The 26370-nt window shown below is 53.6% G+C and carries 24 protein-coding genes, 7 tRNA genes and 1 other RNA gene; 20 read left to right on the forward strand and 12 right to left on the reverse strand.

All coding sequences use genetic code 11. The annotated features are described in order from the left end of the window. Positions 1-4 precede the first annotated feature (4 nt). From cpoB to pnuC, 11 genes are all read left to right on the forward strand, one after another. Positions 5-799 carry a cell division protein CpoB gene (gene cpoB / locus F0Q32_RS19820; RefSeq protein ID WP_149464441.1) on the forward strand — a complete coding sequence of 265 codons (795 nt, stop codon included), beginning with the start codon at positions 5-7 and terminating at the stop codon, positions 797-799. Positions 800-963: 164 nt separating this feature from the next. Beyond that, positions 964-1039 (forward strand) — tRNA-Lys (locus F0Q32_RS19825). 36 nt (positions 1040-1075) lie between these two features. Then, positions 1076-1151, forward strand: a tRNA-Val gene (locus F0Q32_RS19830). Between the two features lie 2 nt (positions 1152-1153). Continuing rightward, positions 1154-1229 (forward strand) — tRNA-Lys (locus F0Q32_RS19835). A 139-nt stretch (positions 1230-1368) separates the two neighbouring features. Then, positions 1369-1444, forward strand: a tRNA-Val gene (locus F0Q32_RS19840). 3 nt (positions 1445-1447) lie between these two features. Continuing rightward, positions 1448-1523: transfer RNA gene (locus tag F0Q32_RS19845), tRNA-Lys, on the forward strand. A 47-nt stretch (positions 1524-1570) separates the two neighbouring features. Further along, positions 1571-1646: transfer RNA gene (locus F0Q32_RS19850), tRNA-Lys, on the forward strand. A 132-nt stretch (positions 1647-1778) separates the two neighbouring features. Beyond that, positions 1779-1854 (forward strand) — tRNA-Lys (locus tag F0Q32_RS19855). Positions 1855-1883: 29 nt separating this feature from the next. Further along, positions 1884-2010, forward strand: a non-coding RNA gene (locus tag F0Q32_RS19860) — RtT sRNA. Between the two features lie 279 nt (positions 2011-2289). Next, positions 2290-3333 (forward strand): quinolinate synthase NadA, encoded by a 1044-nt coding sequence (gene nadA, locus F0Q32_RS19865; RefSeq protein WP_015965295.1) that lies wholly within the window; start codon positions 2290-2292, stop codon positions 3331-3333. Positions 3334-3356: 23 nt separating this feature from the next. Beyond that, the gene (gene pnuC, locus F0Q32_RS19870) at positions 3357-4076 is read left to right on the forward strand and encodes a nicotinamide riboside transporter PnuC (protein ID WP_149464442.1); all 720 of its coding nucleotides are present in this window, start codon (positions 3357-3359) and stop codon (positions 4074-4076) included. Here the strand turns inward: pnuC and zitB are convergent. Together zitB and F0Q32_RS19880 are read right to left on the reverse strand one after the other, a co-directional pair. Further along, positions 4073-5017, reverse strand: a complete 945-nt coding sequence (gene zitB, locus F0Q32_RS19875) for a CDF family zinc transporter ZitB (RefSeq protein ID WP_149464443.1) — start codon at positions 5015-5017, stop codon at positions 4073-4075. The genes pnuC and zitB overlap by 4 nt on opposite strands. A 110-nt stretch (positions 5018-5127) precedes the next feature. Continuing rightward, the gene (locus F0Q32_RS19880) at positions 5128-5508 is read right to left on the reverse strand and encodes a YbgS-like family protein (RefSeq protein WP_149464444.1); all 381 of its coding nucleotides are present in this window, start codon (positions 5506-5508) and stop codon (positions 5128-5130) included. 317 nt (positions 5509-5825) lie between these two features. Between F0Q32_RS19880 and aroG the strand changes: the two genes are divergently transcribed. The 5 genes from aroG (at position 5826) to F0Q32_RS19905 (ending at position 12057) form a co-directional block, all read left to right on the forward strand. Beyond that, the gene (gene aroG / locus F0Q32_RS19885; protein ID WP_149464445.1) at positions 5826-6878 is read left to right on the forward strand and encodes a 3-deoxy-7-phosphoheptulonate synthase AroG; all 1053 of its coding nucleotides are present in this window, start codon (positions 5826-5828) and stop codon (positions 6876-6878) included. A 166-nt stretch (positions 6879-7044) separates the two neighbouring features. Further along, complete coding sequence (locus F0Q32_RS19890; protein WP_149464446.1) at positions 7045-9216, forward strand: TonB-dependent siderophore receptor; 2172 nt, start codon at positions 7045-7047, stop codon at positions 9214-9216. A gap of 10 nt (positions 9217-9226) precedes the next feature. After that, positions 9227-10216 (forward strand): ABC transporter substrate-binding protein, encoded by a 990-nt coding sequence (locus tag F0Q32_RS19895; RefSeq protein WP_149464447.1) that lies wholly within the window; start codon positions 9227-9229, stop codon positions 10214-10216. An 18-nt stretch (positions 10217-10234) separates the two neighbouring features. Next, complete coding sequence (locus tag F0Q32_RS19900; protein WP_149464559.1) at positions 10235-11293, forward strand: iron ABC transporter permease; 1059 nt, start codon at positions 10235-10237, stop codon at positions 11291-11293. Then, positions 11290-12057 carry an ABC transporter ATP-binding protein gene (locus tag F0Q32_RS19905; protein ID WP_149464448.1) on the forward strand — a complete coding sequence of 256 codons (768 nt, stop codon included), beginning with the start codon at positions 11290-11292 and terminating at the stop codon, positions 12055-12057. The genes F0Q32_RS19900 and F0Q32_RS19905 overlap by 4 nt, the downstream gene beginning before the upstream one ends. A 32-nt stretch (positions 12058-12089) precedes the next feature. On the opposite strand, the gene gpmA is transcribed toward F0Q32_RS19905, so the two are convergent. The 8 genes from gpmA to modE all read right to left on the reverse strand — a co-directional run bounded on the left by gpmA (position 12090) and on the right by modE (position 20979). Further along, positions 12090-12842: a 2,3-diphosphoglycerate-dependent phosphoglycerate mutase gene (gene gpmA, locus F0Q32_RS19910; protein WP_015965286.1), complete on the reverse strand. Its 753-nt coding sequence runs from the start codon at positions 12840-12842 to the stop codon at positions 12090-12092. Positions 12843-13061: 219 nt separating this feature from the next. Then, positions 13062-14102 (reverse strand): galactose-1-epimerase, encoded by a 1041-nt coding sequence (galM, locus tag F0Q32_RS19915; RefSeq protein ID WP_149464449.1) that lies wholly within the window; start codon positions 14100-14102, stop codon positions 13062-13064. Further along, positions 14096-15244 (reverse strand): galactokinase, encoded by a 1149-nt coding sequence (gene galK / locus F0Q32_RS19920; protein ID WP_149464450.1) that lies wholly within the window; start codon positions 15242-15244, stop codon positions 14096-14098. The genes galM and galK overlap by 7 nt, the downstream gene beginning before the upstream one ends. Before the next feature lie 2 nt (positions 15245-15246). Continuing rightward, positions 15247-16293, reverse strand: coding sequence for a galactose-1-phosphate uridylyltransferase (galT, locus tag F0Q32_RS19925; RefSeq protein ID WP_149464451.1), 1047 nt, complete (start codon positions 16291-16293; stop codon positions 15247-15249). A 9-nt stretch (positions 16294-16302) separates the two neighbouring features. Next, the gene (gene galE, locus F0Q32_RS19930; RefSeq protein WP_149464452.1) at positions 16303-17319 is read right to left on the reverse strand and encodes a UDP-glucose 4-epimerase GalE; all 1017 of its coding nucleotides are present in this window, start codon (positions 17317-17319) and stop codon (positions 16303-16305) included. A 250-nt stretch (positions 17320-17569) separates the two neighbouring features. Next, positions 17570-18487, reverse strand: coding sequence for a DUF2167 domain-containing protein (locus F0Q32_RS19935; protein WP_149464453.1), 918 nt, complete (start codon positions 18485-18487; stop codon positions 17570-17572). Positions 18488-18653: 166 nt separating this feature from the next. Beyond that, complete coding sequence (modF, locus tag F0Q32_RS19940; RefSeq protein WP_149464454.1) at positions 18654-20123, reverse strand: molybdate ABC transporter ATP-binding protein ModF; 1470 nt, start codon at positions 20121-20123, stop codon at positions 18654-18656. Between the two features lie 67 nt (positions 20124-20190). Then, positions 20191-20979 carry a molybdenum-dependent transcriptional regulator gene (gene modE, locus F0Q32_RS19945; RefSeq protein WP_149464455.1) on the reverse strand — a complete coding sequence of 263 codons (789 nt, stop codon included), beginning with the start codon at positions 20977-20979 and terminating at the stop codon, positions 20191-20193. Positions 20980-21107: 128 nt separating this feature from the next. On the opposite strand from modE, the gene F0Q32_RS19950 reads away from it, so the two are divergent. From F0Q32_RS19950 to modC, 4 genes are all read left to right on the forward strand, one after another. Next, positions 21108-21257 carry an AcrZ family multidrug efflux pump-associated protein gene (locus F0Q32_RS19950; RefSeq protein ID WP_149464456.1) on the forward strand — a complete coding sequence of 50 codons (150 nt, stop codon included), beginning with the start codon at positions 21108-21110 and terminating at the stop codon, positions 21255-21257. A gap of 153 nt (positions 21258-21410) precedes the next feature. Then, on the forward strand, positions 21411-22187 hold the full coding sequence (gene modA, locus F0Q32_RS19955; protein ID WP_149464457.1) for a molybdate ABC transporter substrate-binding protein: 777 nt from the start codon (positions 21411-21413) through the stop codon (positions 22185-22187). Continuing rightward, positions 22184-22873 carry a molybdate ABC transporter permease subunit gene (modB, locus tag F0Q32_RS19960; RefSeq protein ID WP_149464458.1) on the forward strand — a complete coding sequence of 230 codons (690 nt, stop codon included), beginning with the start codon at positions 22184-22186 and terminating at the stop codon, positions 22871-22873. Before modA ends, modB begins: the two co-directional genes overlap by 4 nt. A gap of 3 nt (positions 22874-22876) precedes the next feature. After that, the gene (modC, locus tag F0Q32_RS19965; protein ID WP_149464459.1) at positions 22877-23935 is read left to right on the forward strand and encodes a molybdenum ABC transporter ATP-binding protein ModC; all 1059 of its coding nucleotides are present in this window, start codon (positions 22877-22879) and stop codon (positions 23933-23935) included. Here modC and F0Q32_RS19970 read toward each other — a convergent pair whose 3' ends face one another. Both F0Q32_RS19970 and F0Q32_RS19975 read right to left on the reverse strand, forming a co-directional pair. Next, complete coding sequence (locus F0Q32_RS19970) at positions 23936-24754, reverse strand: pyridoxal phosphatase (protein ID WP_149464460.1); 819 nt, start codon at positions 24752-24754, stop codon at positions 23936-23938. A 118-nt stretch (positions 24755-24872) separates the two neighbouring features. Then, positions 24873-26351 (reverse strand): UbiD family decarboxylase, encoded by a 1479-nt coding sequence (locus tag F0Q32_RS19975; RefSeq protein ID WP_149464461.1) that lies wholly within the window; start codon positions 26349-26351, stop codon positions 24873-24875. Between the last annotated feature and the right edge of the window lie 19 nt (positions 26352-26370).

Here is a 26370-nt window from a genome sequence, read left to right on the forward strand (position 1 = left end):
TTGCATGAGCAGTAACTTCAGACATCACATGTTGAGTCTGTCGTTACTGGTTGGCATAGCGGCCCCCTGGGCCGCTAATGCTCAGGCGCCAATCAGTAGTGTCGGCTCAGGCTCGGTCGAAGACCGTGTCACCTCCCTTGAGCGTATTTCTAATGCTCACAGTCAACTTTTGACCCAACTCCAGCAACAACTCTCTGACAACCAATCTGATATCGACTCCCTGCGTGGCCAAATCCAGGAAAGTCAGTACCAGATGAACCAGATTGTTGAGCGCCAGAAGCAGATCCTGTTGCAAATGGACAGTCTGACGAGCGGCGGCGCTGGCGCACAGACGCAACAGGCGTCCGGTGAGCAGGGCGGCAGCGCGACGGCAACGCCAGCACCGGCAGCCGACGCAGCGGCCTCTGGCGTGCCTGCGCAGACAGGTGACGCCAATACGGACTACAACGCAGCGATTGCACTGGTGAAGGATTCCTCTCGCCAGGACGACGCAATGGCGGCGTTTCAGAACTTCGTCAAAAAATATCCTGATTCAACGTATCAGCCGAATGCCAATTACTGGCTCGGTCAGTTGAATTACAACAAGGGTAAAAAAGACGATGCGGCGTACTATTTTGCCTCCGTGGTGAAAAACTACCCGAAATCACCGAAAGCGGCTGACGCGATGTTTAAGGTCGGGGTGATCATGCAGGACAAAGGGGATACTGCTAAGGCGAAGGCAGTGTACCAGCAGGTGGTTGCGAAGTACCCAGGCACCGATGGGGCTAAACAGGCTCAGAAACGCCTTAATGGGATGTAATGCCTGAAGCATGACCAGGAATCGCGTTATTTCTGGTCATGCCGCATGAAACATAAGCACTTGGGTGATCTTCGTCGAAATATTTGTTGCGCTCAATTCTGAAATCAGTAATATATGCCGCCGTTGCAACGGGATATTAAACATCTCGAAAACAACGTAAAAGTGGGTCGTTAGCTCAGTTGGTAGAGCAGTTGACTTTTAATCAATTGGTCGCAGGTTCGAATCCTGCACGACCCACCACTAACTCTGTTAGTAAGCAGTATCCAGCGCAGTATCGGGTGATTAGCTCAGCTGGGAGAGCACCTCCCTTACAAGGAGGGGGTCGGCGGTTCGATCCCGTCATCACCCACCACCGGGTCGTTAGCTCAGTTGGTAGAGCAGTTGACTTTTAATCAATTGGTCGCAGGTTCGAATCCTGCACGACCCACCACTTTAACATCGAATGACGATGTTAACCGTGTAGGATAACGTTGCGTAGCAACGGCCCGTAGGGCGAGGCGAAGCCGAGTCATCCTGCACGACCCACCATCATTTTGGTGGAAGCAGTTTGTAGTATCCAGCGCAGTATCGGGTGATTAGCTCAGCTGGGAGAGCACCTCCCTTACAAGGAGGGGGTCGGCGGTTCGATCCCGTCATCACCCACCACTCGGGTCGTTAGCTCAGTTGGTAGAGCAGTTGACTTTTAATCAATTGGTCGCAGGTTCGAATCCTGCACGACCCACCAATTTTAAATTGGTAACCGAGTAAAAATCTTTCAGGCAACACCCGAATGGGTCGTTAGCTCAGTTGGTAGAGCAGTTGACTTTTAATCAATTGGTCGCAGGTTCGAATCCTGCACGACCCACCAATTTAAAGGTGGTTTCTGGTAGAGAACGTGAAGGATAACGTTGCGTCAGCAACGGCCCGATGGGCGAGACGAAGTCGAGTCATCCTGCACGACCCACCATCCTGAATGATTTAAGTAGTAAAATCCCGCAAGGGGTCGTTAGCTCAGTTGGTAGAGCAGTTGACTTTTAATCAATTGGTCGCAGGTTCGAATCCTGCACGACCCACCAGTGTAAAAAGGCGCCCTAAAGGCGCCTTTTTGCTATCTACGGTTTATACGATTCGAACCTGCAGCAGGTTCGGTGTTGAGCGAAGCGAAACAACGGAGCCGCTTGCGGCGACGACCCGAAGGGCGAGCGAAGCGAGTCATCCTGCACGACCCACCAATGTAAAAAGGCGCCCTAAAGGCGCCTTTTTGCTATCTACGGTTTGGGAAATTGCCTGATGGCGCTTCGCTTTTCAGGCCTACACCTCGCATTGCCTTGTAGGTCGGGTAAGCGCAGCGCCACCCGACACCGTCCGCACAAAACTCTCCCTAAAATCTCCACGACTTTTCCCCTCATTTCAGCTATCTTGTTTAGCATATAAAACACCGGTGCCCGATTGATGCGTTTTATACGCCTGTTATCGGCAATATCGTTAAGTTAGTAAAACGAGACAGCATGATGAGCGTGATGTTTGACCCAGAAGCCGCAATTTACCCCTTCCCGCCGAAACCGGTGGCCCTCAGCGTGGATGAAAAACAGTTCTACCGCGAGAAAATCAAACGCCTGTTGAAAGAACGCAATGCGGTGATGGTGGCGCATTACTACACCGACCCGGAAATTCAGCAACTGGCCGAAGAGACAGGGGGATGCATCTCGGACTCTCTGGAGATGGCGCGCTTTGGTGCAAAGCATCCGGCAACAACGTTACTGGTCGCAGGCGTACGTTTTATGGGCGAGACGGCGAAAATCCTTAGCCCTGAGAAAACCATTCTCATGCCCACACTGCACGCGGAGTGTTCGCTTGATCTTGGCTGCCCCATTGAAGAGTTTAACGCCTTCTGCGATGCGCATCCCGATCGCACCGTTGTTGTCTATGCCAATACTTCCGCCGCGGTAAAAGCGCGTGCGGATTGGGTGGTGACGTCCAGTATCGCAGTCGAACTCATTGAGCATCTTGATAGTTTGGGTGAAAAAATCATCTGGGCGCCGGATCGCCACCTCGGCAGTTATGTCCAGAAACAGACTGGCGCAGATGTGCTGTGCTGGAAGGGCGCCTGTATCGTACATGATGAATTCAAAACCCAGGCGCTCGCGCGTATGAAAGCGTTGTATCCCCAGGCGGCTATTCTGGTACACCCGGAGTCACCACAAGCGATTGTCGATATGGCTGATGCCGTAGGTTCAACCAGCCAGCTCATCAACGCCGCCAAAACCCTGCCGCACCCACAGCTGATCGTCGCGACCGACCGTGGTATTTTTTACAAGATGCAGCAGGCCGTACCAGAAAAAGAACTGCTGGAGGCGCCGACGGCGGGGGAAGGGGCCACCTGTCGCACCTGCGCACACTGCCCGTGGATGGCAATGAATGGCCTGAAAGCCATTGCTGAAGGGCTGGAGCAGGGCGGTGCCGCGCATGAAATTCACGTTGACGAGACGCAGCGTCAGGGCGCGCTGGTGCCACTGAACCGCATGCTTGATTTTGCGGCTACACTTCGGGGATAACGTGATAACCCTCTGGAGATAAAATGGATTTCTTTAGTACGCAAAACATTCTGGTGCACATCCCTATCGGCGCGGGCGGTTATGACCTCTCCTGGATTGAAGCCGTCGGTACCGTGGCGGGATTACTGTGTATCTGGCTGGCAAGCCTGGAAAAAATCGTGAACTACTTTTTTGGGCTGGTTAACGTCACCCTGTTCGCGATTATTTTCTTCCAGATTCAGCTCTACGCCAGCCTGCTGCTGCAACTGTTCTTCTTTGCGGCAAATATTTATGGCTGGTATGCGTGGTCGCGACAAACCCAGCAACATGAAGCCGAACTGCAAATCCGCTGGCTACCGAAGCCGAAAGCGCTCGGTTGGCTGGCAGCCTGTGTGGTGGCGATTGGCCTGATGACGGTTTACATCGACCCGGTGTTTGCTTTCCTGACGCGCGTGGCGGTGAACGTGATGCAGTTCTTTGGCCTGAACATCACGCAGCCCACGCTGCAGCCTGACGCGTTCCCGTTCTGGGATTCCTGCATGATGGTGTTGTCGATTGTGGCAATGGTGCTGATGACGCGCAAATACGTGGAGAACTGGCTGCTGTGGGTGATAATCAACCTTATCAGCGTGGTGATTTTTGCCCTTCAGGGCGTGTACGCCATGTCGCTGGAATACCTGATCCTGACCTTTATCGCGCTTAACGGTAGTCGAATGTGGATGAACAGCGCGCGTGAGCGAGGCTCTCGCGCGTTTTCTCATTAATGATGGTGATGATGCCCGTGTCCGGCTGTCGTCTCGTTGAGATGGCATTCCGGGCCGCTACAGGGCTGATACTCCATCTGGATGGTAGCGTGCTCAATCTGATAATGATGTTCAAGAAAGTGCTGAATACTGTCGAGTAGCGCATCATGATCGTGCGGCGGTACCACCTGAACATGCAGCGTCATGAGCGGTTTTTCGCCCACCAGCCAGACGTGAACGTGGTGCACGTCGCGGACTTCGGGAATAGCTCTGCGCAGATCGCGTTTCAGCGCCGTGACATCCATAGTGCGCGGCGCGCCTTCCAGTAGTTCATTAACGCTTTCTTTCAGCAGCGACCACGCGCTACGCAGCACCAGGCACGAGACCAGCACTGACAGAATCGGATCGATAGGCGTCCAGCCCGTCATCATGATCACCACCGCTGCTGCAATCGCGCCCACTGATCCCAGTAGATCGCCCATTACATGCAGTGCCGCTGCGCGTACATTCAGGTTTTTTTCATCGCTACCGCGGTGGAGGATCCAGAACGAAAGAATATTGGCAATTAACCCTGCGACGGCAATGATCATCATGGTTGCCCCAGCGATGGGCTGCGGATGGTAGAAGCGCTGGATTGCTTCCCAGACGATCAGAATGGTAATGACCACCAGTGCGATGGCGTTAACAAACGCAGCGAGGGTGGTGAGGCGCAGCCAACCAAAGGTATGACGGGCATTTGGTGGACGACGCGCAAAGTGGACGGCCAGTAGCGCAAACAGCAGCGCGGCGGAGTCGGTCAACATATGTCCGGCATCGGCCAGCAGCGCCAGCGAACCAGAAATAATCCCACCGATGGTCTCCACCACCATAAATCCAGCAGTGATGATAAACGCCAGCAGCAATCGGCGGGCGTTTTTGTCTTCGGGAAGATGGGGGGAAGCATGTGAGTGTGAGTGCGCCATAATGTCATCCGTTTTATGCTTTTGTTAACTGTATGACATCATACCTTTTTTACGCCAACAAAATAAAAAAGGAGAGCATAAGCTCTCCCGTTATCGACATGTTTCAAACATTACTGAGTGGTGCCATCAGTTTTACTCGCGGGATCATTCTTGGTGCCATTTCCGTTTTCAACTTTTTTGTTGATATCCGGGCAGCGACCATCTTTGCACATCGAATTATTATGCACTTCATCCTTAGTCATCCCGTCATGATGGGTGGCGGAACCTTGTTGATGGTGCATTGTGCTGCCAGAACCCGTATTGATATTGCTATTATCAACACCGTTCGGTGCAACATTTTCTTTCGCATCAGGGGCTACCTGGCCGGCATCAGCAGCGGCATTCGCCTGACCATTGTTACTTTGCGCGCCCGTATCTGCGGCCAGAGCCGCGCCGCTGGCGAGAGTGAGCGTAGCGGTAAGGAGAAGTGTGCTCAGTTTAGTCGTTTTCATAAGGTGCTCCTGTTATGTATTCAGTACCGGATAGCATCTTCCGACGTACTTATGCCAACGAGGGTGGCAGGCAATGGTTAAAGATGTCGCCACAGACCAATCAAGCCAGTAGAGAATCTCGAAAAAATAATAAAACAGAGTCGTTACAGTTAAAAATTGTAGGTTAGATCTCGTTATTCGCTACTTTCTGGCGTTTTTTAGGCTAATTCCAGGATTATTCCGCGCAAGGTGTAAAACCCAGTTTACACTTTCTGACGAAAGATATAGATTGAGGGGATTGCATTCAATCATATAAGTATGGCAACACTGGACCGAACATGAATTATCAGAACGACGATTTACGTATTAAAGAGATCAACGAGTTATTGCCTCCGGTCGCACTCCTTGAGAAATTCCCCGCCACAGAAAACGCTGCTAATACGGTTTCCCGTGCGCGCAAAGCGATTCACAAAATCCTGAAAGGCAACGACGATCGTCTTCTGGTGGTGATTGGCCCATGTTCTATCCACGATCCAGCCGCGGCGAAAGAGTACGCATCACGCCTGCTGGCGATGCGTGAAGAACTTAGTGATTCGCTCGAAATCGTCATGCGCGTCTATTTTGAAAAACCGCGTACCACGGTGGGCTGGAAGGGGCTGATTAACGATCCGCACATGGATCACAGCTACCAAATCAATGATGGCCTGCGCATCGCGCGTAAGTTGCTGCTCGATATCAACGACACCGGCCTGCCGGCAGCGGGCGAGTTCCTTGATATGATAACCCCACAATACCTGGCCGATTTAATGAGCTGGGGTGCAATTGGTGCGCGTACGACCGAATCTCAGGTGCACCGCGAACTGGCCTCGGGCCTTTCCTGTCCGGTCGGTTTTAAAAACGGGACGGATGGCACCATGAAAGTGGCTATTGACGCCATTAATGCGGCAGGTGCGCCACACTGTTTCCTTTCTGTCACCAAATGGGGGCATTCCGCTATCGTTAACACCAGCGGTAACGGTGACTGCCACATCATTCTGCGCGGCGGCAAAGAGCCGAACTACAGTGCCGCACACGTGGCCAGCGTAAAAGAATCGTTGAAAAAAGCCGACCTTCCCGCTCAGGTGATGATCGATTTCAGTCACGCAAACTCCAGCAAGCAGTTCAAAAAACAGATGGAAGTGGGCGCGGACGTCTGCCAGCAAATTGCGGGCGGAGAACAGGCGATTATTGGCGTGATGATTGAAAGCCATTTAGTGGAAGGCAATCAGAACCCGGACAACGGCGAGCCGCTGGTTTACGGTAAGAGCATTACCGATGCCTGTATTGGTTGGGAAGATACTGAAACTATCCTGCGTCAACTGGCAGAAGCGGTTAAAGCCCGTCGCGGTTAACCGAAAAAATCTCCTCGAAACCGGCCTTGAGCCGGTTTTTTTGTGCTCGAAATATCATAACCATGAATGGTTAGTGAGCTAATTGTGCTATTTCAGTGTGATCTCGATCATAAATATTTGTTCATCACGATCGTAATATATCATTTTATATAACGACTGATGGTAAATGAAAACTCAAATAACACTCGCTGCGCTTCTGCCAGCACTGGCGTCTTTGGCTCCTCTTCACGCGCATGCCGCGTCCAGTTCCACTCCTGAAGATGAAATGGTTGTCACCGGTAACACTGCGGTCGATACAACTGATTCTGCTGCCGGAGCGGGGTTCAAAACGAATGATATTGATGTTGGCCCGCTGGGTACAAAATCCTGGGTTGATACACCGTATTCTTCCACGACCGTCACCAAAGAGATGATTGAAAATCAGCAGGCACAGAGCGTCAGTGAGATGCTGAAATATTCTCCGAGTACGCAGATGCAGGCGCGCGGTGGGATGGATGTCGGTCGGCCACAAAGTCGGGGAATGCAGGGTAGCGTGGTTGCCAACAGTCGCCTTGACGGGTTGAACGTGGTATCGACGACCGCGTTTCCGGTTGAAATGCTGGAACGTATGGATGTGCTCAATAGTTTGACGGGGGCGCTGTACGGCCCGGCAAGCCCGGCAGGGCAGTTTAACTTTGTGGCGAAACGTCCAACCGAAGAGACGCTGCGCAAGGTCACGCTCGGTTACCAAAGCCGCAGCGCATTTACGGGTCATGCTGATCTGGGTGGTCATTTCGATGATGAAAAGCGTTTTGGCTATCGCGTGAATCTGCTGGATCAGGAAGGTGAGGGAAATGTCGATGACAGCACGCTGCGTCGCAAGCTGGTTTCCGTTGCGCTCGACTGGAATATTCAGCCGGGTACGCAATTGCAGCTGGATGCCAGCCACTACGAGTTTATTCAGAAAGGTTACGCGGGTAGTTTCAGCTACGGCCCGAACGTTAAACTGCCTTCCGCGCCGAATCCAAAAGATAAAAACCTGGCACTGAGTACGGCAGGTAACGACCTGACGACCGATACCATTAGCACACGCTTGATCCACTACTTTAATGATGACTGGTCAATGAATGCGGGGGTCGGCTGGCAGCAGGCGGATCGCGCGATGCGCAGTGTCTCCAGCAAAATCCTCAACAGCCAGGGCGATATCTCGCGCTCAATGAAAGATTCTACCGCTGCCGGGCGATTCCGTGTCTTGAGCAATACCGCCGGACTGAACGGCCATGTTGATACAGGGTCAATTGGTCACGATCTGTCGCTCTCCACCACCGGCTATGTCTGGTCGCTGTACAGTGCGAAAGGTACGGGCTCCAGCTACAGCTGGGGCACCACCAATATGTACAACCCGGACGGCATGGAAGAACAGGGCGATGGCAAAATTCGTACTGGCGGCCCGCGCTATCGTTCCAGCGTGAACACTCAGCAGAGCATCACGCTCGGTGACACCGTGACCTTTACGCCACAATGGTCAGCGATGTTCTACCTGAGCCAGAGCTGGTTACAGACCAAAAACTACGATAAGCATGGAAATGAAACCAGCCAGGTTGATGAAGACGGTTTAAGCCCGAACGTGGCGCTGATGTACAAAATCACACCCAATACCATGGCTTACGTTAGCTATGCCGATTCGCTGGAGCAGGGCGGGACTGCACCAACAGACGATAGCGTGAAAAACGCGGGCCAGACGCTCGACCCGTATCGCAGTAAACAGTATGAAGTGGGCTTGAAATCTGACGTTGCCGGGATGAACCTGGGCGCGGCATTGTTCCGACTGGAACGTCCGTTTGCCTATCTCGACACGGATAATGTCTATAAAGAACAGGGCAATCAGGTTAACAACGGCCTGGAACTGACCGCGTCCGGGAACGTATGGCAGGGGCTGAACATCTACAGTGGCGTCACCTTCCTCGATCCGAAACTGAAAGATACCGCCAGCTCTGCCACCCAGGACAAACAAGTTGTCGGCGTGCCGAAAGTACAGGCTAACCTGTTGGCTGAATACAGCTTGCCGTCAATCCCGCAGTGGGTTTACAGCGCCAATGTTCACTACACGGGTAAACGTGCGGCGAACGACACCAACACGTCTTATGCCAGCAGCTACACCACCTGGGATCTGGGCACGCGTTACTCCACCAAAGTGAGTAACGTGCCAACGACCTTCCGCGTGGTGGTGAATAACGTGTTTGATAAACACTACTGGGCATCTATCTTCCCGTCAGGCACCGATGGCGATAACGGCTCCCCGAGCGCGTTTATCGGCAGCGGCCGTGAAGTTCGCGCTTCCGTGACCTTTGATTTCTAACGGACAGGTAATGAAACTTTCTCGTTTACTCCCCGCGCTGGCGCTGTTTCTGGCGGCCAGCCTGCACGCAGAAAATACGCACAAGGAGGTGCGTATTGCCTCGCCGTGGCCTGCGCAGAACACCATTATCGCCATGCTGGGTTATGGCGATAACATTGTTGGCACCTCGATGATTGCCAAAAAAATCCCCCTGTTTCGCCAGAGCCTGCCCGGCATTGAAAATGTGCCGGTAGTGAGCGTGAACAGTGGTCATGAAATTAACCCGGAACAAATTATTTCGCTGGGCGTCGATATGCTGTTTGTGCCGCATAACATGGTGGTGCCGCAACAGGATTTGCTAAAAAAGGCGGGCGTGCAGGTGCTGGCGTTCGAAGCAAATTCCATGCCGGCGCTGACCCATCGCGTGCAGCAGACGGCAGCCGTGCTGGGGCCGGATGCACAACAAAAAGCGCAGGCCTATCAACGCTACTTTGACCGCAATGTGGCGTTGGTTGCCGGGCGTCTGAAGGATCTTCCTGATGCTAAACGCGTATCGCTCTACCACAGTATGGGAAATCCGCTAACCACCACCGGCAGACCATCGCTGAATCAGGACTGGATAGATCTGGCAGGCGGCAAAAATATTGCTGAAAACTGGTTCGGTGGCACGAAGCAGAATCGCTCTGGTGAAGTGGCGATGGAAAACATCGTCACCGCCAATCCAGCGGTTATTGTGGTCATGAATAAACGCGATGCCGAGTCTATCCTCACGTCGCCTCAGTGGGCAGGCATAGACGCCGTGATCCATCACCGCGTTTACGTTAACCCAAAAGGGATGTTCTGGTGGTGTCGGGAAACCAGCGAAGAGGCGTTACAGTTCCTGTGGTTGGCGAAAACACTCTATCCGGAACGTTTTACCGATGTGGATATGCATAAAGAAACGCATGATTTCTATCAGCAATTCTTTGGCCTGACGTTGAGTGATGCGCAGGTGGATGATGTGCTCAATCCGCCACGCTGATGTGCGGTAAGGAAAATGATGTCTGTGATGGAAAATCCCCTGTCGGTGGAGACCCGCTACCGGCAGGTGTTCCGCCAGCGTCTGGCGATTCTGGCGGCTATTTTTGTCGCCATTATTGTCTCGCTGCTGCTCGATTTTACGCTCGGCCCGTCCGGGCTCTCTGTTCATTCCCTGTTGCAAACGCTGATTCATCCTGCTGATGCACCAACCGGTATGCGTGTTATCGTCTGGGATATTCGTTTGCCGTATGCGCTGATGGCCCTGTTAGTGGGGATGGGGTTGGGGCTGGCGGGCGCAGAGATGCAAACTATCCTCAACAATCCGCTGGCAAGTCCGTTCACGCTGGGCGTATCGTCCGCGGCTGCCTTTGGTGCGGCGCTGGCGATTGTGCTGGGCATCGGCATTCCCGGGGTGCCGGAGAGTTGGTTTATCCCTGCCAATGCGTTTCTCTTTGCATTGCTTTCTGCTCTGTTACTTGACGGCCTGACCCGCTGGACACGCGTGCCGACCTCCGGTGTGGTTCTGTTTGGCATTGCACTGGTTTTCACCTTCAATGCGCTGGTTTCCATCATGCAGTTCGTTGCCGATGAAGATACGTTACAGGGGCTGGTATTCTGGACAATGGGTAGCCTTGCCCGCGCCTCCTGGGAAAAACTGGCGGTATTGGGGACGGCGGTGGCGATTGTCTTGCCGTGGTCGATGTGTCGCGCATGGCAACTCACGGCGTTACGGCTGGGTGAAGAGAGAGCGATGAGTTTTGGAATAGACGTTCGCCGGTTGCGGCTGGGCTCGTTACTGCGCATCAGTCTGCTGGCGGCACTTGCGGTAGCGTTTGTCGGGCCGATTGGCTTTATCGGGTTGGTTGCGCCGCATATTGCGCGTCTGTTACTGGGAGAAGATCACCGTTTTTATTTACCGGGCAGTGTGCTGGTGGGTGGGCTGGTGCTGTCGTTGGCATCAATAGCGTCGAAGAATATTATTCCCGGTGTGATCCTGCCCGTCGGTATCGTTACTTCGCTGGTAGGTGTGCCTTTCTTTTTAAGTATCGTGATGCGCCAAAGAGGAAATATGTCATGAGCGGGCTAACGATACACGAGCTGAATGCAGGCTACGCAAAACGACAAATCATTGAGAATCTGAATGTTGCAACCCTAAGGCGTGGGGAGGTGACGATTTTGCTGGGCCCGAATGGCTGTGGAAAATCGACGCTCCTGCGTGCGTTGGCCGGGCTCAACCGCGCCAGCGGTGAGGCACTGTTAGATGGCGTGAATTTGCTGACTCTGCCCTTTGCCCGCCGGGCGGATAACGTGGTGTTTATGCCGCAATCTTTACCTCAGGGCGTGCATTTACAGGTGCTGGAGTCAGTGATTGTCGCCCAACGTGCATCGGGTGGTGAACCGGACCAAACGCAGGCTATCGGCCTACTGCAAGCGTTAGGGATTTCGCATCTGGCGATGAACTATCTCGATCAACTCTCCGGAGGGCAAAAGCAGTTGGTCGGACTAGCGCAGTCGCTGATCCGTCGCCCTTCGCTTTTACTGCTGGATGAGCCGCTCAGTGCCCTCGATCTCAACTATCAGTTTCACGTGATGGACGTGATCCAACGCCAGACGCAAATGCGTAAGATGGTCACACTGGTTGTCGTTCACGATATTAACATTGCGCTCCGCCATGCGGCGCAGGTGCTGATGCTGAAACAGGGCAAACTGATTGCCAGCGGTGCACCGGAAACGGTCATCACCACAGCAAGTCTGGCCGAAGTATACGGCGTACGCGGGCGAATTGAGCGTTGTTCGCAGGGAAAAGCGCAGGTGATTCTGGATGGGGTGATAGAAAAGTAATCAGGCAGCCGTAGCTGCCTGATTGTGGCGAATTACTTCGCTTTACCCTGGTTTGCCACGGCCGCCGCTTTCGCAGCGATTTCGTCAGCATTGCCCAGATAGTAATGTTTGATAGGCTTGAAGTTTTCGTCGAACTCATATACCAGCGGTACGCCGGTTGGGATGTTCAGGTCGATAATCTCTTCTTCGCCCATGTTATCCAGGTATTTCACCAGCGCACGCAGTGAGTTACCGTGAGCGGCGATGATCACGCGTTCACCGCTTTTAATGCGCGGCAGAATGGTTTCGTTCCAGTACGGCACGACGCGATCGATGGTCAGCGCCAGGCTTTCGGTAACCGGCAGCTCTTTATCGGTCAGTTTGGCATAACGCGGGTCGTGGCCCGGGTAGCGCTCGTCATCTTTGGTCAGCTCTGGCGGGGTGATGGCAAAACCACGACGCCACTGTTTCACCTGGTCGTCACCGTATTTTGCTGCGGTTTCCGCTTTGTTCAGACCCTGAAGCGCACCGTAATGACGTTCGTTCAGTTTCCAGGATTTCTCAACCGGCAGCCACGCTTGATCCAGCTCGTCCAGCACGTTCCACAGCGTATGGATGGCACGTTTCAGCACGGAGGTATAAGCAAAATCGAAGGTGTAGCCTTCAGCCTTCAGCAGTTTACCGGCCGCTTTCGCTTCGCCAACGCCTTTCTCTGACAGGTCCACGTCATACCAACCCGTAAAGCGGTTTTCGTTGTTCCACTGACTTTCACCGTGACGAACCAGTACCAGCTTAGTTACAGCCATACTCTCACTCCTCAAGCTTTATTTGAATGATAACAATTCTCATTATATTGCCGCGATCGGCTCGACGGCAACGCTTATGCATAACCATAGCGAAAATAGCGGCTGAGTGTAAGGTGGTTGTGAATGCAGGGTTGTGAATTTGTCGATAATTGACGCTAAATTCAGCAAAGTGCGCAAAAAAAATGACCGGATGTCAGAAGGACATCCGGTCGATGGGCGTTACTCGGCAATAAACTGATATTCCGTCAAACTGACATACTCTTCGCCTGGCCGTAGCACACAGTCAGGTTGCGGCCATTCCGGGTGGTTCGGGCTATCGGGCAGGAACTCGCTTTCCAGCGCCAGACCTTGCCATGCGGTATAAGGTTCGCTGCCGCGAGACGGTGTACCGTCGAGGAAGTTGCCCGAGTAAAATTGCAGGGCAGGGGCTGAGGTAAAGACCTTCATCTGCAATTTCTCATCCTGCGACCACACGCGGGCGACAACCTGAGAAGCATCGCCTTTCGCCTGTAACAGAAAAGCGTGATCGTAACCTTTTACTTTCTGCTGATCGCCGTCGGCCAGAAAATCGGTGGAAATCGCCTTCGGCTGGCGGAAATCGAAGCTGGTGCCAGTCACGTCTTTCAGGCCGTCATGGGGAATCCCCATTTCATCCACCGGCAGGTAGGCATCTGCCAGAAGTTGCAGTTTGTGGCTACGCACGTCACTCTGCTCGCCATTGAGGTTGAAGTAGACGTGGTTGGTCATATTCACCGGACAGGCTTTATCGACGGTTGCGCGATATTCGATAGAGATGCGGTTATCGTCCGTCAGGTGATAACGCGCTGAGGCGTTGAGCGTGCCCGGAAAACCCTGGTCGCCATCGTCGGACGTCAGGGTGAACAACACCTGGGTGTCGTTCTGGTTGCTGATGGCCCAGCGACGTTTATCAAACCCTTCGCTGCCGCCGTGCAGCTGATTTTCGCCCTGGCTTGGGGTCAACGCATAGGTTTTGCCATCCAGCGTAAAGCGGCTTTTGGCGATACGATTGGCGTAACGGCCAATGGATGCGCCAAAGTAGGCGGCCTGCTGGCTGTACTGTTCCGGTGAGGCGCAGCCCAGCAGCGCTTCGCGAATAGAACCATCCGCCAGTGGAATACGTGCGGAGAGCAGCGTCGCGCCCCAGTCCATGAGTGTCACCACCACGCCCTGCGCATTACGCAGAGTGACCAGGCGATACGGAAGGCCATCGGGGGCCAGGGTTGGCGTTTCGGTTAGCACTGTCCAGCTCCTTGTGAAGGTTTGCAGACGTAGAATGTCTCTTTGATGCCGGTTTTGGTTTCATACTGGTCAGCCACGGCCTGCTGTACGGCATCTACCAGTTCTTCCGGTACCAGCGCCACGATGCAACCGCCGAAGCCGCCGCCGGTCATACGTACGCCACCCTTGTCGCCAATGGTGGCTTTCACGATCTCAACCAGCGTGTCGATTTGCGGTACAGTGATTTCAAAGTCGTCACGCATAGAGGCGTGAGATTCCGCCATCAGTTTACCCATGCGTTGCAAGTCACCTTTTTCCAGCGCCTCAGCGGCTTCTACGGTACGGGCGTTTTCGGTCAGCACGTGACGTACGCGTTTAGCCACGATGGGGTCAAGCTGGCTGGCAACCGCGTTGAATTGATCCAGCGTGACATCACGCAGGGCAGGTTGTTGGAAGAAGCGCGCGCCGGTTTCGCACTGCTCGCGACGCGTGTTGTACTCGCTGCCGACCAGCGTGCGTTTGAAGTTACTGTTAATGATCACCACCGCTACGCCCTTCGGCATAGAGACCGCTTTGGTGCCCAGCGTGCGGCAGTCGATCAGCAGCGCATGATCTTTTTTACCCAGCGCGGAAATCAGCTGATCCATGATGCCGCAGTTACACCCCACGAACTGGTTCTCGGCTTCCTGACCGTTCAGCGCAATCTGCGCGCCATCCAGCGGCAGATGATACAGCTGCTGGAACACGGTGCCGACGGCGACTTCCAGCGAGGCGGAAGAGCTGAGGCCCGCGCCCTGCGGCACATTACCGCTGATTACCAGATCCGCGCCGCCGAAGTCTGCGTTGCGTTTTTGCAGATGTTTCACCACGCCGCGTACATAGTTAGACCACTGCTGCGTGTCATGTGTCACGATAGGCGCATCGAGGGAGAATTCATCGGTCTGGTTATCGTAATCGGCGGCAATCACGCGAACGGTACGATCCTGACGCGGCGCGCAGCTGATCACCGTCTGGTAATCAATGGCGCAGGGCAGCACAAAACCGTCGTTATAGTCGGTATGTTCGCCGATCAGGTTAACGCGGCCTGGTGCCTGAATAATGTGGGTAGCCGGGTAGCCAAATTTTTCAGCAAACAGGGATTGTGTTCTTTCTTTCAGACTCATTGTTATTCTCCGGACTCGCGAAAATGAATATCACTGACCGCGCGCAGGCGCTCGGCGGCTTGTTCTGCCGTCAGGTCGCGCTGGGTTTCTGCCAGCATTTCATAGCCAACCATAAATTTACGCACGGTAGCGGAACGCAGCAGCGGCGGGTAGAAGTGCGCGTGCAACTGCCAGTGTGCGTTTTCTTCACCATTAAACGGCGCGCCGTGCCAGCCCATTGAATAGGGGAAGGAGCACTGGAACAGATTATCGTAGCGGCTGGTCAGTTTTTTCAGCGCCAGCGCCAAATCGTCACGCTGAGCATCCGATAAGTCGGTGATGCGCAGGACATGCGTTTTGGGCAGCAGCAGCGTTTCGAACGGCCATGCCGCCCAATAAGGGACAACTGCCAGCCAATGTTCGGTTTCCACGACGGTACGGCTGCCGTCGGCCAGCTCGCGCTGGACGTAATCGACCAGCATCGGAGAACCCTGCTCGGCAAAATAGGCGCGTTGCAGACGATCTTCGCGTTCGATTTCATTTGGCAGGAAGCTGTTGGCCCACACCTGACCATGCGGATGTGGGTTGGAGCAGCCCATCGCCGCGCCTTTGTTTTCAAAGACCTGTACCCATGGATAGCGTTGACCCAGTTCGGCGGTCTGTTCCTGCCAGGTTTTTACTACCTCCTGCAACGCGGGGAGCGTTAATTCTGGCAGCGTTTTGCTGTGATCCGGCGAGAAGCAGATCACGCGGCTGGTACCGCGCGCACTCATGCAACGCATTAATGGATCGTCGCTTTCCGGCGCATCTGGGGTGTCGGTCATCAGCGCGGCGAAGTCATTAGTAAAAACGTAAGTGCTGGTGTAGTCGGGATTTTTGTCACCCGTCACCCGGGTGTTGCCCGGGCATAAAAAGCAGTCCGGATCGTGCGCGGGCAGCGTCTGTTTTGACGGTGTCTCTTGCGCCCCTTGCCAGGGGCGTTTTGCGCGATGCGGTGAAACTAAAATCCACTGCCCCGTTAAAGGGTTATAACGGCGGTGGGGATGATCGACGGGGTTAAATTGCGTCATCAGAAATCCTTAGTCTGGATATCCCTGAGGATGACGGGACTGCCAGTGCCAGGTGTCCTGCGCCATTTCATCGAGATTACGGGTTACGCGCCAGTTCAGATCCTTGTCAGCTTTGGAGGCATCGGCCCAGTAGGCCGGAAGGTCGCCATCACGACGGGGAGCGAAATGGTAGTTAATCGGTTTGCCGCAGGCTTTGCTAAAGGCGTTCACCACGTCAAGCACGCTGCTGCCTACGCCAGCACCGAGGTTATAGATATGCACACCGGCTTTGTTCGCCAGTTTTTCCATTGCCGCAACGTGACCGTCGGCGAGGTCCATCACGTGGATGTAGTCGCGCACGCCGGTGCCGTCAGGCGTAGGGTAATCGTTGCCGAAAATCGCCAGCGATTCGCGGCGGCCAACCGCAACCTGGGCGATATACGGCATCAGATTGTTTGGAATGCCTTGCGGATCTTCACCCATGTCGCCAGAGGCATGGGCGCCCACCGGGTTGAAGTAACGCAGCAGCGAAATGCTCCATTCCGGCTGTGCTTTTTGCAGGTCGGTCAGGATTTGTTCGACCATCAGTTTGCTTTTGCCGTACGGGCTTTGCGGGGTACCGGTTGGGAAGCTTTCAACGTAAGGGATTTTTGGCTGGTCGCCATACACGGTAGCGGAGGAGCTGAAAATGAAGTTTTTGACATTCGCGGCACGCATGGCGGAAACCAGTCGTAGTGTTCCGTTGACGTTATTGTCATAATACTCCAGCGGTTTTTGCACCGACTCGCCAACTGCCTTCAGTCCCGCGAAGTGAATCACCGCCTCGATGGCGTGATCGGTCAGGATTGTGGTCATCAATGCTTCATCGCGAATATCGCCTTCCACGAACGTGGCTTTTTTCCCGCCCAGACGTTCGATTACCGGTAAGACGCTGCGTTTGCTGTTACACAGGTTGTCGAGAATGATGACCTCGTGGCCCTGTTGCAGCAACTGCACGCAGGTATGACTCCCGATGTAACCGCTACCACCCGTAACCAGTACTCTCATTTTTCGCTCCATTAGGCATATGGTATGTAATGAAGATAGCATACCAGAGAAGGTAAAAGTGTGACATGGGATAAATTAGTGGAATCGTTTACACTAAATGCATAAACGTAGCTTTGATTTTAAATTCTTTATTTTCATACGGTTATGGGTAATCGTATAAATCTTAAAAATATGCGGTGAATTTTTATGTAATGGCGTGATGTTGCGCCAGCGCAGTAAAGCCACACCGGCGCAGCAGGGGAGAGGCGGGTTAGTCGTCAGATTTTTTACGGAACACCAGATGTTTCAGCCCGGCGCCGAAAGCAACCACCGCGATGGCGGCAAGCTTCCAGAATTTGAGCAGAGTGATACCAATCATGGCTAACAGACCAATTTTCTTCGCTGCAATCCCACCAATCAACGCCGCCAGACCATATTCAGCCAGTTTATCGGTTTTGGCGTTATAGTCGCTGTAACGCTGGCCTTCGTTAAAGTTAACCGCATTGAGCAGTGTTTTGGTCAAGGGTTTAGCCACCTCAACGCTGCCGCGATCGGTAATCAGGTTCAATTCGAAGTAACCTTCACGGCCCAGCAGATAGGTATTGTAGTTCACACCTTGCTCTTCCACAGGCACATTGCTGCCAATGTCTTTTAAGGCGGCAGACCAAATCAGGCGATGCGTGGCGGCATCGTAACTGGGTTTTTCCACCCAGCCAATCACCTCAATGGCCGGAATGCCTTTTTTCACACGATCTTTATTCCCTTCTTTTGTCCCTTCGCGCAGGCTGCTGAGTAATTCATCGGCGTCCCAGTCTTTCGCATCATCGTCCTTAATGTAACCGGAATCATCATAATCAATAGAAATAAAACCATCGATATTTTTATGGAAAATTAAACCATAAAAATTCGCATCATCGACGTAATTTCCCAATTCGGTCATAAATACAGACGACTCTTTTGCTGGAAAATAGACATAATCTTTGGGTAATTGAATCGTGGCTTTTTTGCCCAGAGGAACAGTCGCCGGACCGGGAACGGCCACGCGCTGCATCGCGGCAAAGGCAATTTCTGCGGGGTCTTCGGCCTGCTGCTGTTCCGATTGATTAGCTGCAAAAACCTGAAAAGATAATGCAAAAAGAAAACTGAGAAATACACATCGTGTACGGGGAAATCTAAACGAAAGATTCATATATTTTCCTGTAAATAACACAGCCGACTTCATTGTCAGCGCTAAAAAATAAACGAGCGCAGGGATTTTATTCCTGACGTTGCTTTTTCACTTTTTAGTTTTTGTTAATGCAGGATTAAGGTTCTCTTTATATATAATCAGGGCCCCTCAATGGGAGCCCTGATATTTATATTTTGCCTAACTGATAGCGGTATCCCTCGCCCTCGGCAATAAATTCCAGCCGATGGGTAATACAGTCTGGGGCATCTTCCGCATGGTGTGAGACAAACAGCAACTGCGTTTTCCCCTCGCTGATTAACACGTCGATAAAGCGGCGCACAACCTGACGGTTGAGCGGGTCAAGCCCCTGCAATGGTTCGTCGAGGATCAGCAGTGTAGGATGTTTGACCAGTGCGCGCACAATAAGGGCCAGCCGCTGCTGCCCCCATGACAGACTGTGGAATGGCGCATCGGCGGTACGCGTATCCATACCGAGAATATCAAGCCACCTCGCGACCAGCTTTCGTTGCTTATCGGATACCGCCTGGTAAATGCCGATGGAGTCAAAATAGCCGGAGAGAATAACGTTGCGCACTGTGGTGCTGACGCGATAATCCAGATGCAGGCTGCTGCTGACGTAGCCAATGTGCTTCTTGATATCCCAGATGGTTTCGCCACTACCTCGACGTCGACCAAACAGCGTCAGGTCATTGCTGTAACCCTGGGGGTGGTCACCGGTTATCAGGCTTAACAGCGTGGATTTCCCCGCGCCATTAGGGCCCACAATCTGCCAGTGCTCGTTGGGCGCAACGGTCCAGCTCAGGTGGTTGATAATGGGCCGATCGTTATAGGAGACGACGCCATCGCGCAGCACAATGCGCGGATCATCTTCCGCAAGCAACAAACGCGCAGAAGGGGCATCAGGCTCCGGTAAGGTCATGCCAGCCAGTTTTTCGCTGTGCGCCAACTGCGCGACCAGCGTTTGCGCCAGCAGCGCGTTTTTCTCGCCGGTTTCGGTAAGTGTACAATCGGCCAGCACTCCGACAAACGGCACAAAATCGGGAATATCATCGAAGCGGTTGAGGACCAGCACCAGGGTATAACCGGCCTCACTGAGTCTGGCGAGATGCTGCGCCAGCTGTTGGCGAGAGGCAACGTCGAGCCCGTCAAACGGTTCATCGAGGATCAATAAATCGGGCTCCGCCATCAGCGCCTGACACAGCAGAGTCTTACGCGTTTCACCGGTGGACAGATATTTAAAGCGCCTTTCCAGTAAATGACTGATGCCAAAACGTGCGGCAAGCGTTGCGCAGCGCGTGGCATTTTTGACCTCATCCTGAATAATTTCTGCGGTGGTGCGGCCCGTGTCTTCCTCGCCGGGGCTGAGCAAATCCGTATTGTTGCGCTGCCATTCATCGCTCACCAGTTTCTGCAATTGTTCGAAGGAGAGGCGGGTGATACGGGTGAACTGACATTCACGCGAGCCGGAAAGCAGCGGAAGTTCTCCCGCCAGTGCACGAGCGAGCGCCGATTTGCCGCTGCCGTTGCTGCCGACAAACGCCCAGCTTTCACCGGCGCGCAGGGTCAGTTGCTCAATTTTCAGCGTTTTTGTATCGCTAAGACGAAACGTGCCTTGCGAAATTTGCAATGATGACATTGTGTATCCCATTTTTTGCAGCGATTTTTATCAGGGATACGTCTTTCACATCATGATGTCAATGGCATCAGCACAACGTGGCGAGAATGATGCGGTCAGCATTAAAATATGCTGTTACCTCGGCGCCTTCTTCCAGTTCTGTGGCTTTGTCCAGCGGCAACGTGGCGCACAGGGTTTGCCCATCCGGTAGTGCCATCAGGACTTCGCACTGTTCGGTGCCGCGCTGGATGTGGCTGATACGGCAGGCAAGCTGATTGTCCGCATCGCGGGCCTGCGACGGGTCGCGCGTGACGCTGACCCAGGGGGCTTTCAGCAGGACCAGCACTTCTTTGCCTTCATCCAGCCCAAGGCGTTCACCGCTTTGCGCGGTGATGGCCACTTTCAGACGGGTTTCGCCGTCTGCCAATAAAATATCCACATGCTGCTGCACCTGCTGGTGGTCGCGACGGGTGACCGTACCAAACCACTGGTTACGGGCGCTGGTTTGCAGCGAAAAACGGGAAATAGCGGCCAGCAAGCTATCGAGGGGCAGGGCGTCATCATCACTCAGCACATCGAACGCTTTTTGCTGAATTTGCGCCAGCAGATCGTAGAGCTGAATGAGCCGCTGACCATAACGTGTCAGCACCGCACCGCCGCCGCCTTTCCCGCCGGTAGCGCGATCGACCAAAGAATGCTCGCTCAGAGTATTCATCTCATTGATGGCATCCCAGGCGCTTTTATAGCTGATACCGGCGTTTTTCGCGCCCTGGCTGATCGAGCCGGTTTGTGCGATTTGTTTCAATAGCGAGATGCGACGCGGGTCGGCAAACAGACGTTGCTGAAGCTTAAGGGTGAGGAGAATTTCTGCCTGCATAAAGGACGTCCTGATAAAAGGGGTATTGTGACTGAAATGATGGCATGGGCAAAGCGCATCGCACAAAAGGGAGTGTTTTTCTCCGGAAGATGGTTACAATAAGGTAAACATAATGTCTGGAGTAAACCATGTTAGAACTGCTGAAAAGTCTGGTTTTTGCCGTAATCATGGTGCCTATCGTAATGGCTATCATTATGGGGGCGATTTACGGACTCGGTGAAGTGTTTAATATCTTTTCTGGCGTCGGCCACAAAGATAAGCGCCCGCAGAACCATTAATTTCCCCCAACGCCCGGTCTTAACCGGGCGTTTTGCTTCAAGCTTCCCGCCTTTTTGCCGATATACCTCTTAAAAGTCATGAATTAACGCTGGGAAACGATCTGGCTTATCGCTATATTTGTCACTATACAACGATGTTCACAGGAGTTTCAGATGACAGATTCATGGGTACGTTTGGTTGCAGGGACGACGCTTGCGCTCTCGGTGGCAGGGCATGCGCTGGCAGATGACGGGAAAATCACCGTTTTCGCCGCGGCATCGCTGACGAACGCAATGCAGGATATTGCGAAAGAGTATAAAAAAGAGAAGAACGTGGATGTCGTCTCTTCTTTTGCCTCGTCCTCTACGCTCGCGCGTCAGATTGAAGCGGGTGCACCAGCGGATCTCTTTATCTCCGCCGACCAGAAATGGATGGATTACGCGGTAGATAAAAAGTCTATCGACACGGCGACCCGTAAAACGCTGCTTGGCAATAGCCTGGTGGTGGTGACGCCTAAAGCCAGCGAGCAGGGCGATGTTGCCATTAATGCCAAAACCGACTGGACCCGTCTGCTGAACGGTGGACGCCTGGCGGTAGGCGATCCGGATCACGTTCCTGCGGGCATTTATGCGAAAGAAGCGCTGCAAAAACTGGGCGCCTGGGATACCCTGTCACCGAAACTGGCCCCGGCTGAAGATGTGCGTGGCGCACTGGCGCTGGTAGAACGCAGCGAAGCGCCGCTGGGTATTGTTTACGGTTCAGACGCTGTTGCCAGTAAAGGCGTGAAAGTGATCGGTACGTTCCCGGAAGATTCTCACCAGAAAGTGGAATACCCGCTGGCGATTACCGATGGTCACAAAAATGCTACCGTGACCGCGTTCTACGACTATCTGCAAGGGCCGCAGGCTTCAGCCATCTTTAAACGTTACGGATTTACCACACAACAATGATATTGACGGATCCCGAATGGCAGGCGGTGTTGCTGAGCCTGAAAGTGTCATCTCTGGCGGTGTTATTCAGCTTACCCTTTGGGATTTTCTTTGCCTGGCTGCTGGTGAGGCGTAACTTCCCCGGCAAAGCATTACTCGATGGATTACTTCATTTGCCGCTGGTGCTGCCGCCGGTCGTGGTCGGCTATTTATTACTGGTGGCGATGGGACGGCGCGGTTTTATTGGCGCCTGGCTCTATGACTGGTTTGGCCTGACGTTTGCCTTTAGCTGGCGTGGCGCGGTATTGGCCGCGGCAGTAATGTCCTTCCCGCTGATGGTGCGCGCTATTCGCCTGGCGCTGGAAGGCGTAGACATCAAACTTGAACAGGCAGCAAGAACGCTGGGCGCGGGGCGCTGGCGCGTGTTCTGCACCATTACGCTGCCGCTGATGCTACCCGGTATTATTGTCGGCACCGTGCTGGCGTTTGCCCGCTCGCTGGGCGAGTTCGGGGCGACCATTACCTTCGTCTCCAATATTCCCGGTGAAACCCGCACCATTCCTTCCGCGATGTACACCCTGATTCAAACGCCCGGCGGCGAGAGCGCGGCGGCAAGGCTGTGTCTTATCTCGATTGTGCTGGCTCTGATTTCCCTGATGATTTCAGAATGGCTGGCACGCGTAAGCCGTCAACGGATTGGGGCGTAAAGCATGCTCGAACTGAACTTTAGCCAAACGCTGGGCACGCACTGCCTGCGTATTCATGAATCGCTGCCCGCCAGCGGGATCACCGCCATATTTGGCGTTTCCGGCGCGGGGAAAACCTCGCTGATTAATGCCATCAGCGGTCTGACTCGCCCCGAGAAAGGCCGCATTGTGCTTAATGGTCGCGTGCTGAATGATGTCGAAAAAGGCATCTGCCTGGCCCCGGAAAAGCGGCGGGTGGGGTATGTATTCCAGGATGCGCGTCTTTTCCCACACTATAAAGTGCGCGGCAATTTGCGTTACGGCATGGCTAAAAGCATGGAGAGCCAGTTTGATAAGCTGGTCGCGCTGCTGGGGATTGAAGCACTGCTCGATCGTCTGCCGGGAAGCCTGTCGGGTGGCGAGAAGCAGCGTGTGGCGATTGGTCGGGCGCTACTCACTGCGCCAGAGCTTTTGCTGCTGGATGAACCACTGGCCTCACTGGATATCCCGCGTAAACGCGAGCTACTGCCGTATCTGCAACGCCTGGCGCGCGAGATTAATATTCCGATGCTTTATGTTAGTCATTCGCTGGATGAAATTCTTCATCTGGCGGATAAAGTGCTGGTGCTGGAAGCGGGTCAGGTCAAAGCCTTCGGCAACCTGGAGGAGGTCTGGGGCAGCAGCGTGATGCATCCCTGGCTGCCGCAGGATCAACAAAGTTCGATTTTACGCGTCACGGTGCTGGAGCATCATCCGCATTACGCGATGACCGCACTGGCGCTCGGCGATCAACATTTGTGGGTCAATAAACTCGAGCGCCCCCTTCAGACCGCTGTGCGCGTACGCATTCAGGCGACGGATGTTTCGCTGGTACTGCAACCCTCCGCGCACACCAGTATCCGCAACGTGCTGCACGCGAAAGTGGTGCAATGCTACGACAGTAACGGGCAAGTGGAAGTGCAGTTAGACGTCAGCGGCAGAACGTTATGGGCGCGGATCAGCCCGTGGGCGAGGGATGACCTGGCGGTGAAGCCAGGCCAATGGCTCTATACGCAAATCAAGAGCGTGTCGATTACAGCCTGATCACAGCAGGCGAGTATAGATAAACTCGGCGATGGTGTCGGTGGTGTTATCACCAATCACCACGTTGGCGCGCGCTTTCACTGCGTCGTCGGCATTTCCCATCGCCACACCCATTCCGGCAGCTTCCAGCATGCTGATATCGTTAAAGTTATCGCCAAACGCGATAACGTCTTTCATCGATAATCCCTGCGATTCAACCCACTGGGTCAAACGCTTGCCTTTGCTGTTGCCCTGGCGCGCGATGTCCACCTGATCGTGCCACGACCATTCACACTCAAGCTGTAACGTCTCTTCAACCTGCTCACCAAATTTCCGCAGTTTAGGCAGGTCTTCATCGGTCAGGGCAAATTTCCAGACATTTTTCACTTCATGAGCCGCCTGCGCCAGCGAATCCACCTGGGTGAATGACGGGCGTTGCGCTTCCGGTAAAGACTGTGCCCAGTTACGGGTGCGGACAACGTGCCCGGTAGGGTACTGGTACATCATGGTGTCATCCACATACATCAGGCCGTGAATCTGATATTCATCCAGCATAGCGATAAGTTGCTGCGCTTTATCAACCGGCATAGGATCGGCTTCTAACACCTTTTTTGCATGATAATCATACAAGTAAGTGCCATTGCAGCAAATTGCAGGTGTTTCTAACGCCAGTGCCTGATAAAAAGGATGAATAGCAACGTGATGGCGACCGGTGACGATAAGCAATTGGTATCCCGCCTCTTTCGCGCGCTTCAGCGCTTCCAGCGAGGAAGGCAGCAGCGTTTTTTTGGGAGTGAGTAGGGTACCGTCCAGATCCAGGGCAATCACACGTGCAGTCATAGTTGTGTCTCAAGTCAGTTTAAAATTCATTGTGCAGGATGGTACACCGACTCGCCTGTGCAGCAAAATTACGCGGGCAAATACCGCATTGCCCGCTAACGTGACGGCACGCCAATTATTATTTAAATAAGTCCGGCGCCCACGGGGTAGGATCCAGGTCCATAAAGGGGGCTCGCTCAAATTTCGATTTCAGCGCCCATGGTACGGTGCAATCGAAGACGGTTTTGCAGGTAATGCCGTTACCACGAATAGAGTGACTGTATTCAGGAGACTGGGAGGGGTCCAGCTGATGTCCTCTTAGTCCCGGCAAATTGGTAATGCTGACATCGCCCTGCATACGCGTGGTCATCGCCCAGAGGATATCGTCGCTATCAAAAATATCGACATCTTCGTCAACAAGAATAATATTTTTGAGCTCAGAATAGGTGGCCAGTGCAATGAGTGCAGCTTGCCCCTGACGTCCTTCATCAGTGGCCTGGCGTTTTTTGACCTGCAAAATCCCAAGAAATTTACCGCCTCCAGCCGTATGGGCGTAGACATTCTGCAGGAAGCCTGGAATAGCCTCTTCGATGGCATTTCGAATGCTCGCTTCCGTAGGTAAACCGGCAAGCGTCGTATGTTCTTCACCCGGCCCAACCAGTGTTTGCAGTATTGCCTCGCGACGCATGGTAATTGCTTTCACTTTGATAACGGGAAGGGACGGATTCGCTTCGCCGCAATAGCCCGGAAATTCAGGCATAGCATGCCCGGAATCCGTATGTTGATCCTCGCGAACGCGCACGCCCGGCAGCAATTCCCCTTCAATAATAATTTCCGCGCGGGCGATAGCTTTTTCATTTACCGCCACGCCCTGCACTAACTCGACCGGTGTCTGACGAAGTGACCCTGCCACACCCAGTTCGTTATAGCCAAACGGCGTGGTGGGTGCTTCAAAACAGGCACCGATATAAATCGCCGGATCAAGCCCCATATTTATCGTCACCGGTAAAGGCTTACCGGCCTTTTCTGCTTTTTTTCTGAAGACTTCAATATGCCGCCCAGCGGCAAGGAACATGGAAAGCTCATCGCGCTCCTGGACGCAAAGACGATGGATGGTGACGTCCGTTACGGAAGCATCTTCCGGATCGCTGGCTAAAACCAGACCCATACAGAAAAAGGGACCCGCATCAATTGGCGTATTGGTGGGAGCGGGAAGGAGTTTGCGCAGATCAAAATCCGGATCATCAGCGTACCAGATCTGTTCCTGGCACGGCGCCTTATCCGCCGGAACGACCACCGGTGCGATGGGCGTTTTAACCGCCTGACCCACATGCTGCGCCAGTTCAGAAGGCTTAGCGCCAAGCAGCAGCGCAGCGCGTTCACGGCTAGCGTGCATACCGACCAGAATACGTGAATCAGGGTATCCTTTAATGTTATTAAACATCATTGCCGGGCCAGTGCGGGTAGGGCGTTTTACCGTACCGCCTGCGCCAATATAGCGATAAACGCCGGCCAGTTCCGCCTTAGGATCCACGGGATGATCTGTTTCCCTGTACTGTCCTTCATGCTGTTTTAAGAGAGCAATGGCACTTCTCAAGTCGTTAATCTGCGGTTTCATACATCCTCCTTCAAATGAA

The organism is Pseudocitrobacter sp. 73 (assembly GCF_008369545.1).
Taxonomy (GTDB): domain Bacteria; phylum Pseudomonadota; class Gammaproteobacteria; order Enterobacterales; family Enterobacteriaceae; genus Pseudocitrobacter; species Pseudocitrobacter vendiensis.

Excerpts from the sequence above, each read along its gene's own strand:
- aroG (WP_149464445.1), top strand. The coding sequence starts at position 5,826 with ATGAATTATCAGAACGACGATTTACGTATTAAAGAGATCAACGAGTTA.
- F0Q32_RS19880 (WP_149464444.1), bottom strand. The coding sequence starts at position 5,508 with ATGAAAACGACTAAACTGAGCACACTTCTCCTTACCGCTACGCTCACT.
- F0Q32_RS19900 (WP_149464559.1), top strand. The coding sequence starts at position 10,235 with ATGTCTGTGATGGAAAATCCCCTGTCGGTGGAGACCCGCTACCGGCAG.
- modF (WP_149464454.1), bottom strand. The coding sequence starts at position 20,123 with ATGTCATCATTGCAAATTTCGCAAGGCACGTTTCGTCTTAGCGATACA.
- nadA (WP_015965295.1), top strand. The coding sequence starts at position 2,290 with ATGAGCGTGATGTTTGACCCAGAAGCCGCAATTTACCCCTTCCCGCCG.
- F0Q32_RS19895 (WP_149464447.1), top strand. The coding sequence starts at position 9,227 with ATGAAACTTTCTCGTTTACTCCCCGCGCTGGCGCTGTTTCTGGCGGCC.
- galE (WP_149464452.1), bottom strand. The coding sequence starts at position 17,319 with ATGAGAGTACTGGTTACGGGTGGTAGCGGTTACATCGGGAGTCATACC.
- F0Q32_RS19950 (WP_149464456.1), top strand. The coding sequence starts at position 21,108 with ATGTTAGAACTGCTGAAAAGTCTGGTTTTTGCCGTAATCATGGTGCCT.
- gpmA (WP_015965286.1), bottom strand. The coding sequence starts at position 12,842 with ATGGCTGTAACTAAGCTGGTACTGGTTCGTCACGGTGAAAGTCAGTGG.
- pnuC (WP_149464442.1), top strand. The coding sequence starts at position 3,357 with ATGGATTTCTTTAGTACGCAAAACATTCTGGTGCACATCCCTATCGGC.
- F0Q32_RS19935 (WP_149464453.1), bottom strand. The coding sequence starts at position 18,487 with ATGAATCTTTCGTTTAGATTTCCCCGTACACGATGTGTATTTCTCAGT.
- cpoB (WP_149464441.1), top strand. The coding sequence starts at position 5 with ATGAGCAGTAACTTCAGACATCACATGTTGAGTCTGTCGTTACTGGTT.
- modA (WP_149464457.1), top strand. The coding sequence starts at position 21,411 with ATGACAGATTCATGGGTACGTTTGGTTGCAGGGACGACGCTTGCGCTC.
- modC (WP_149464459.1), top strand. The coding sequence starts at position 22,877 with ATGCTCGAACTGAACTTTAGCCAAACGCTGGGCACGCACTGCCTGCGT.
- zitB (WP_149464443.1), bottom strand. The coding sequence starts at position 5,017 with ATGGCGCACTCACACTCACATGCTTCCCCCCATCTTCCCGAAGACAAA.
- F0Q32_RS19970 (WP_149464460.1), bottom strand. The coding sequence starts at position 24,754 with ATGACTGCACGTGTGATTGCCCTGGATCTGGACGGTACCCTACTCACT.
- galK (WP_149464450.1), bottom strand. The coding sequence starts at position 15,244 with ATGAGTCTGAAAGAAAGAACACAATCCCTGTTTGCTGAAAAATTTGGC.
- modB (WP_149464458.1), top strand. The coding sequence starts at position 22,184 with ATGATATTGACGGATCCCGAATGGCAGGCGGTGTTGCTGAGCCTGAAA.
- galT (WP_149464451.1), bottom strand. The coding sequence starts at position 16,293 with ATGACGCAATTTAACCCCGTCGATCATCCCCACCGCCGTTATAACCCT.
- modE (WP_149464455.1), bottom strand. The coding sequence starts at position 20,979 with ATGCAGGCAGAAATTCTCCTCACCCTTAAGCTTCAGCAACGTCTGTTT.
- F0Q32_RS19890 (WP_149464446.1), top strand. The coding sequence starts at position 7,045 with ATGAAAACTCAAATAACACTCGCTGCGCTTCTGCCAGCACTGGCGTCT.
- F0Q32_RS19975 (WP_149464461.1), bottom strand. The coding sequence starts at position 26,351 with ATGAAACCGCAGATTAACGACTTGAGAAGTGCCATTGCTCTCTTAAAA.
- F0Q32_RS19905 (WP_149464448.1), top strand. The coding sequence starts at position 11,290 with ATGAGCGGGCTAACGATACACGAGCTGAATGCAGGCTACGCAAAACGA.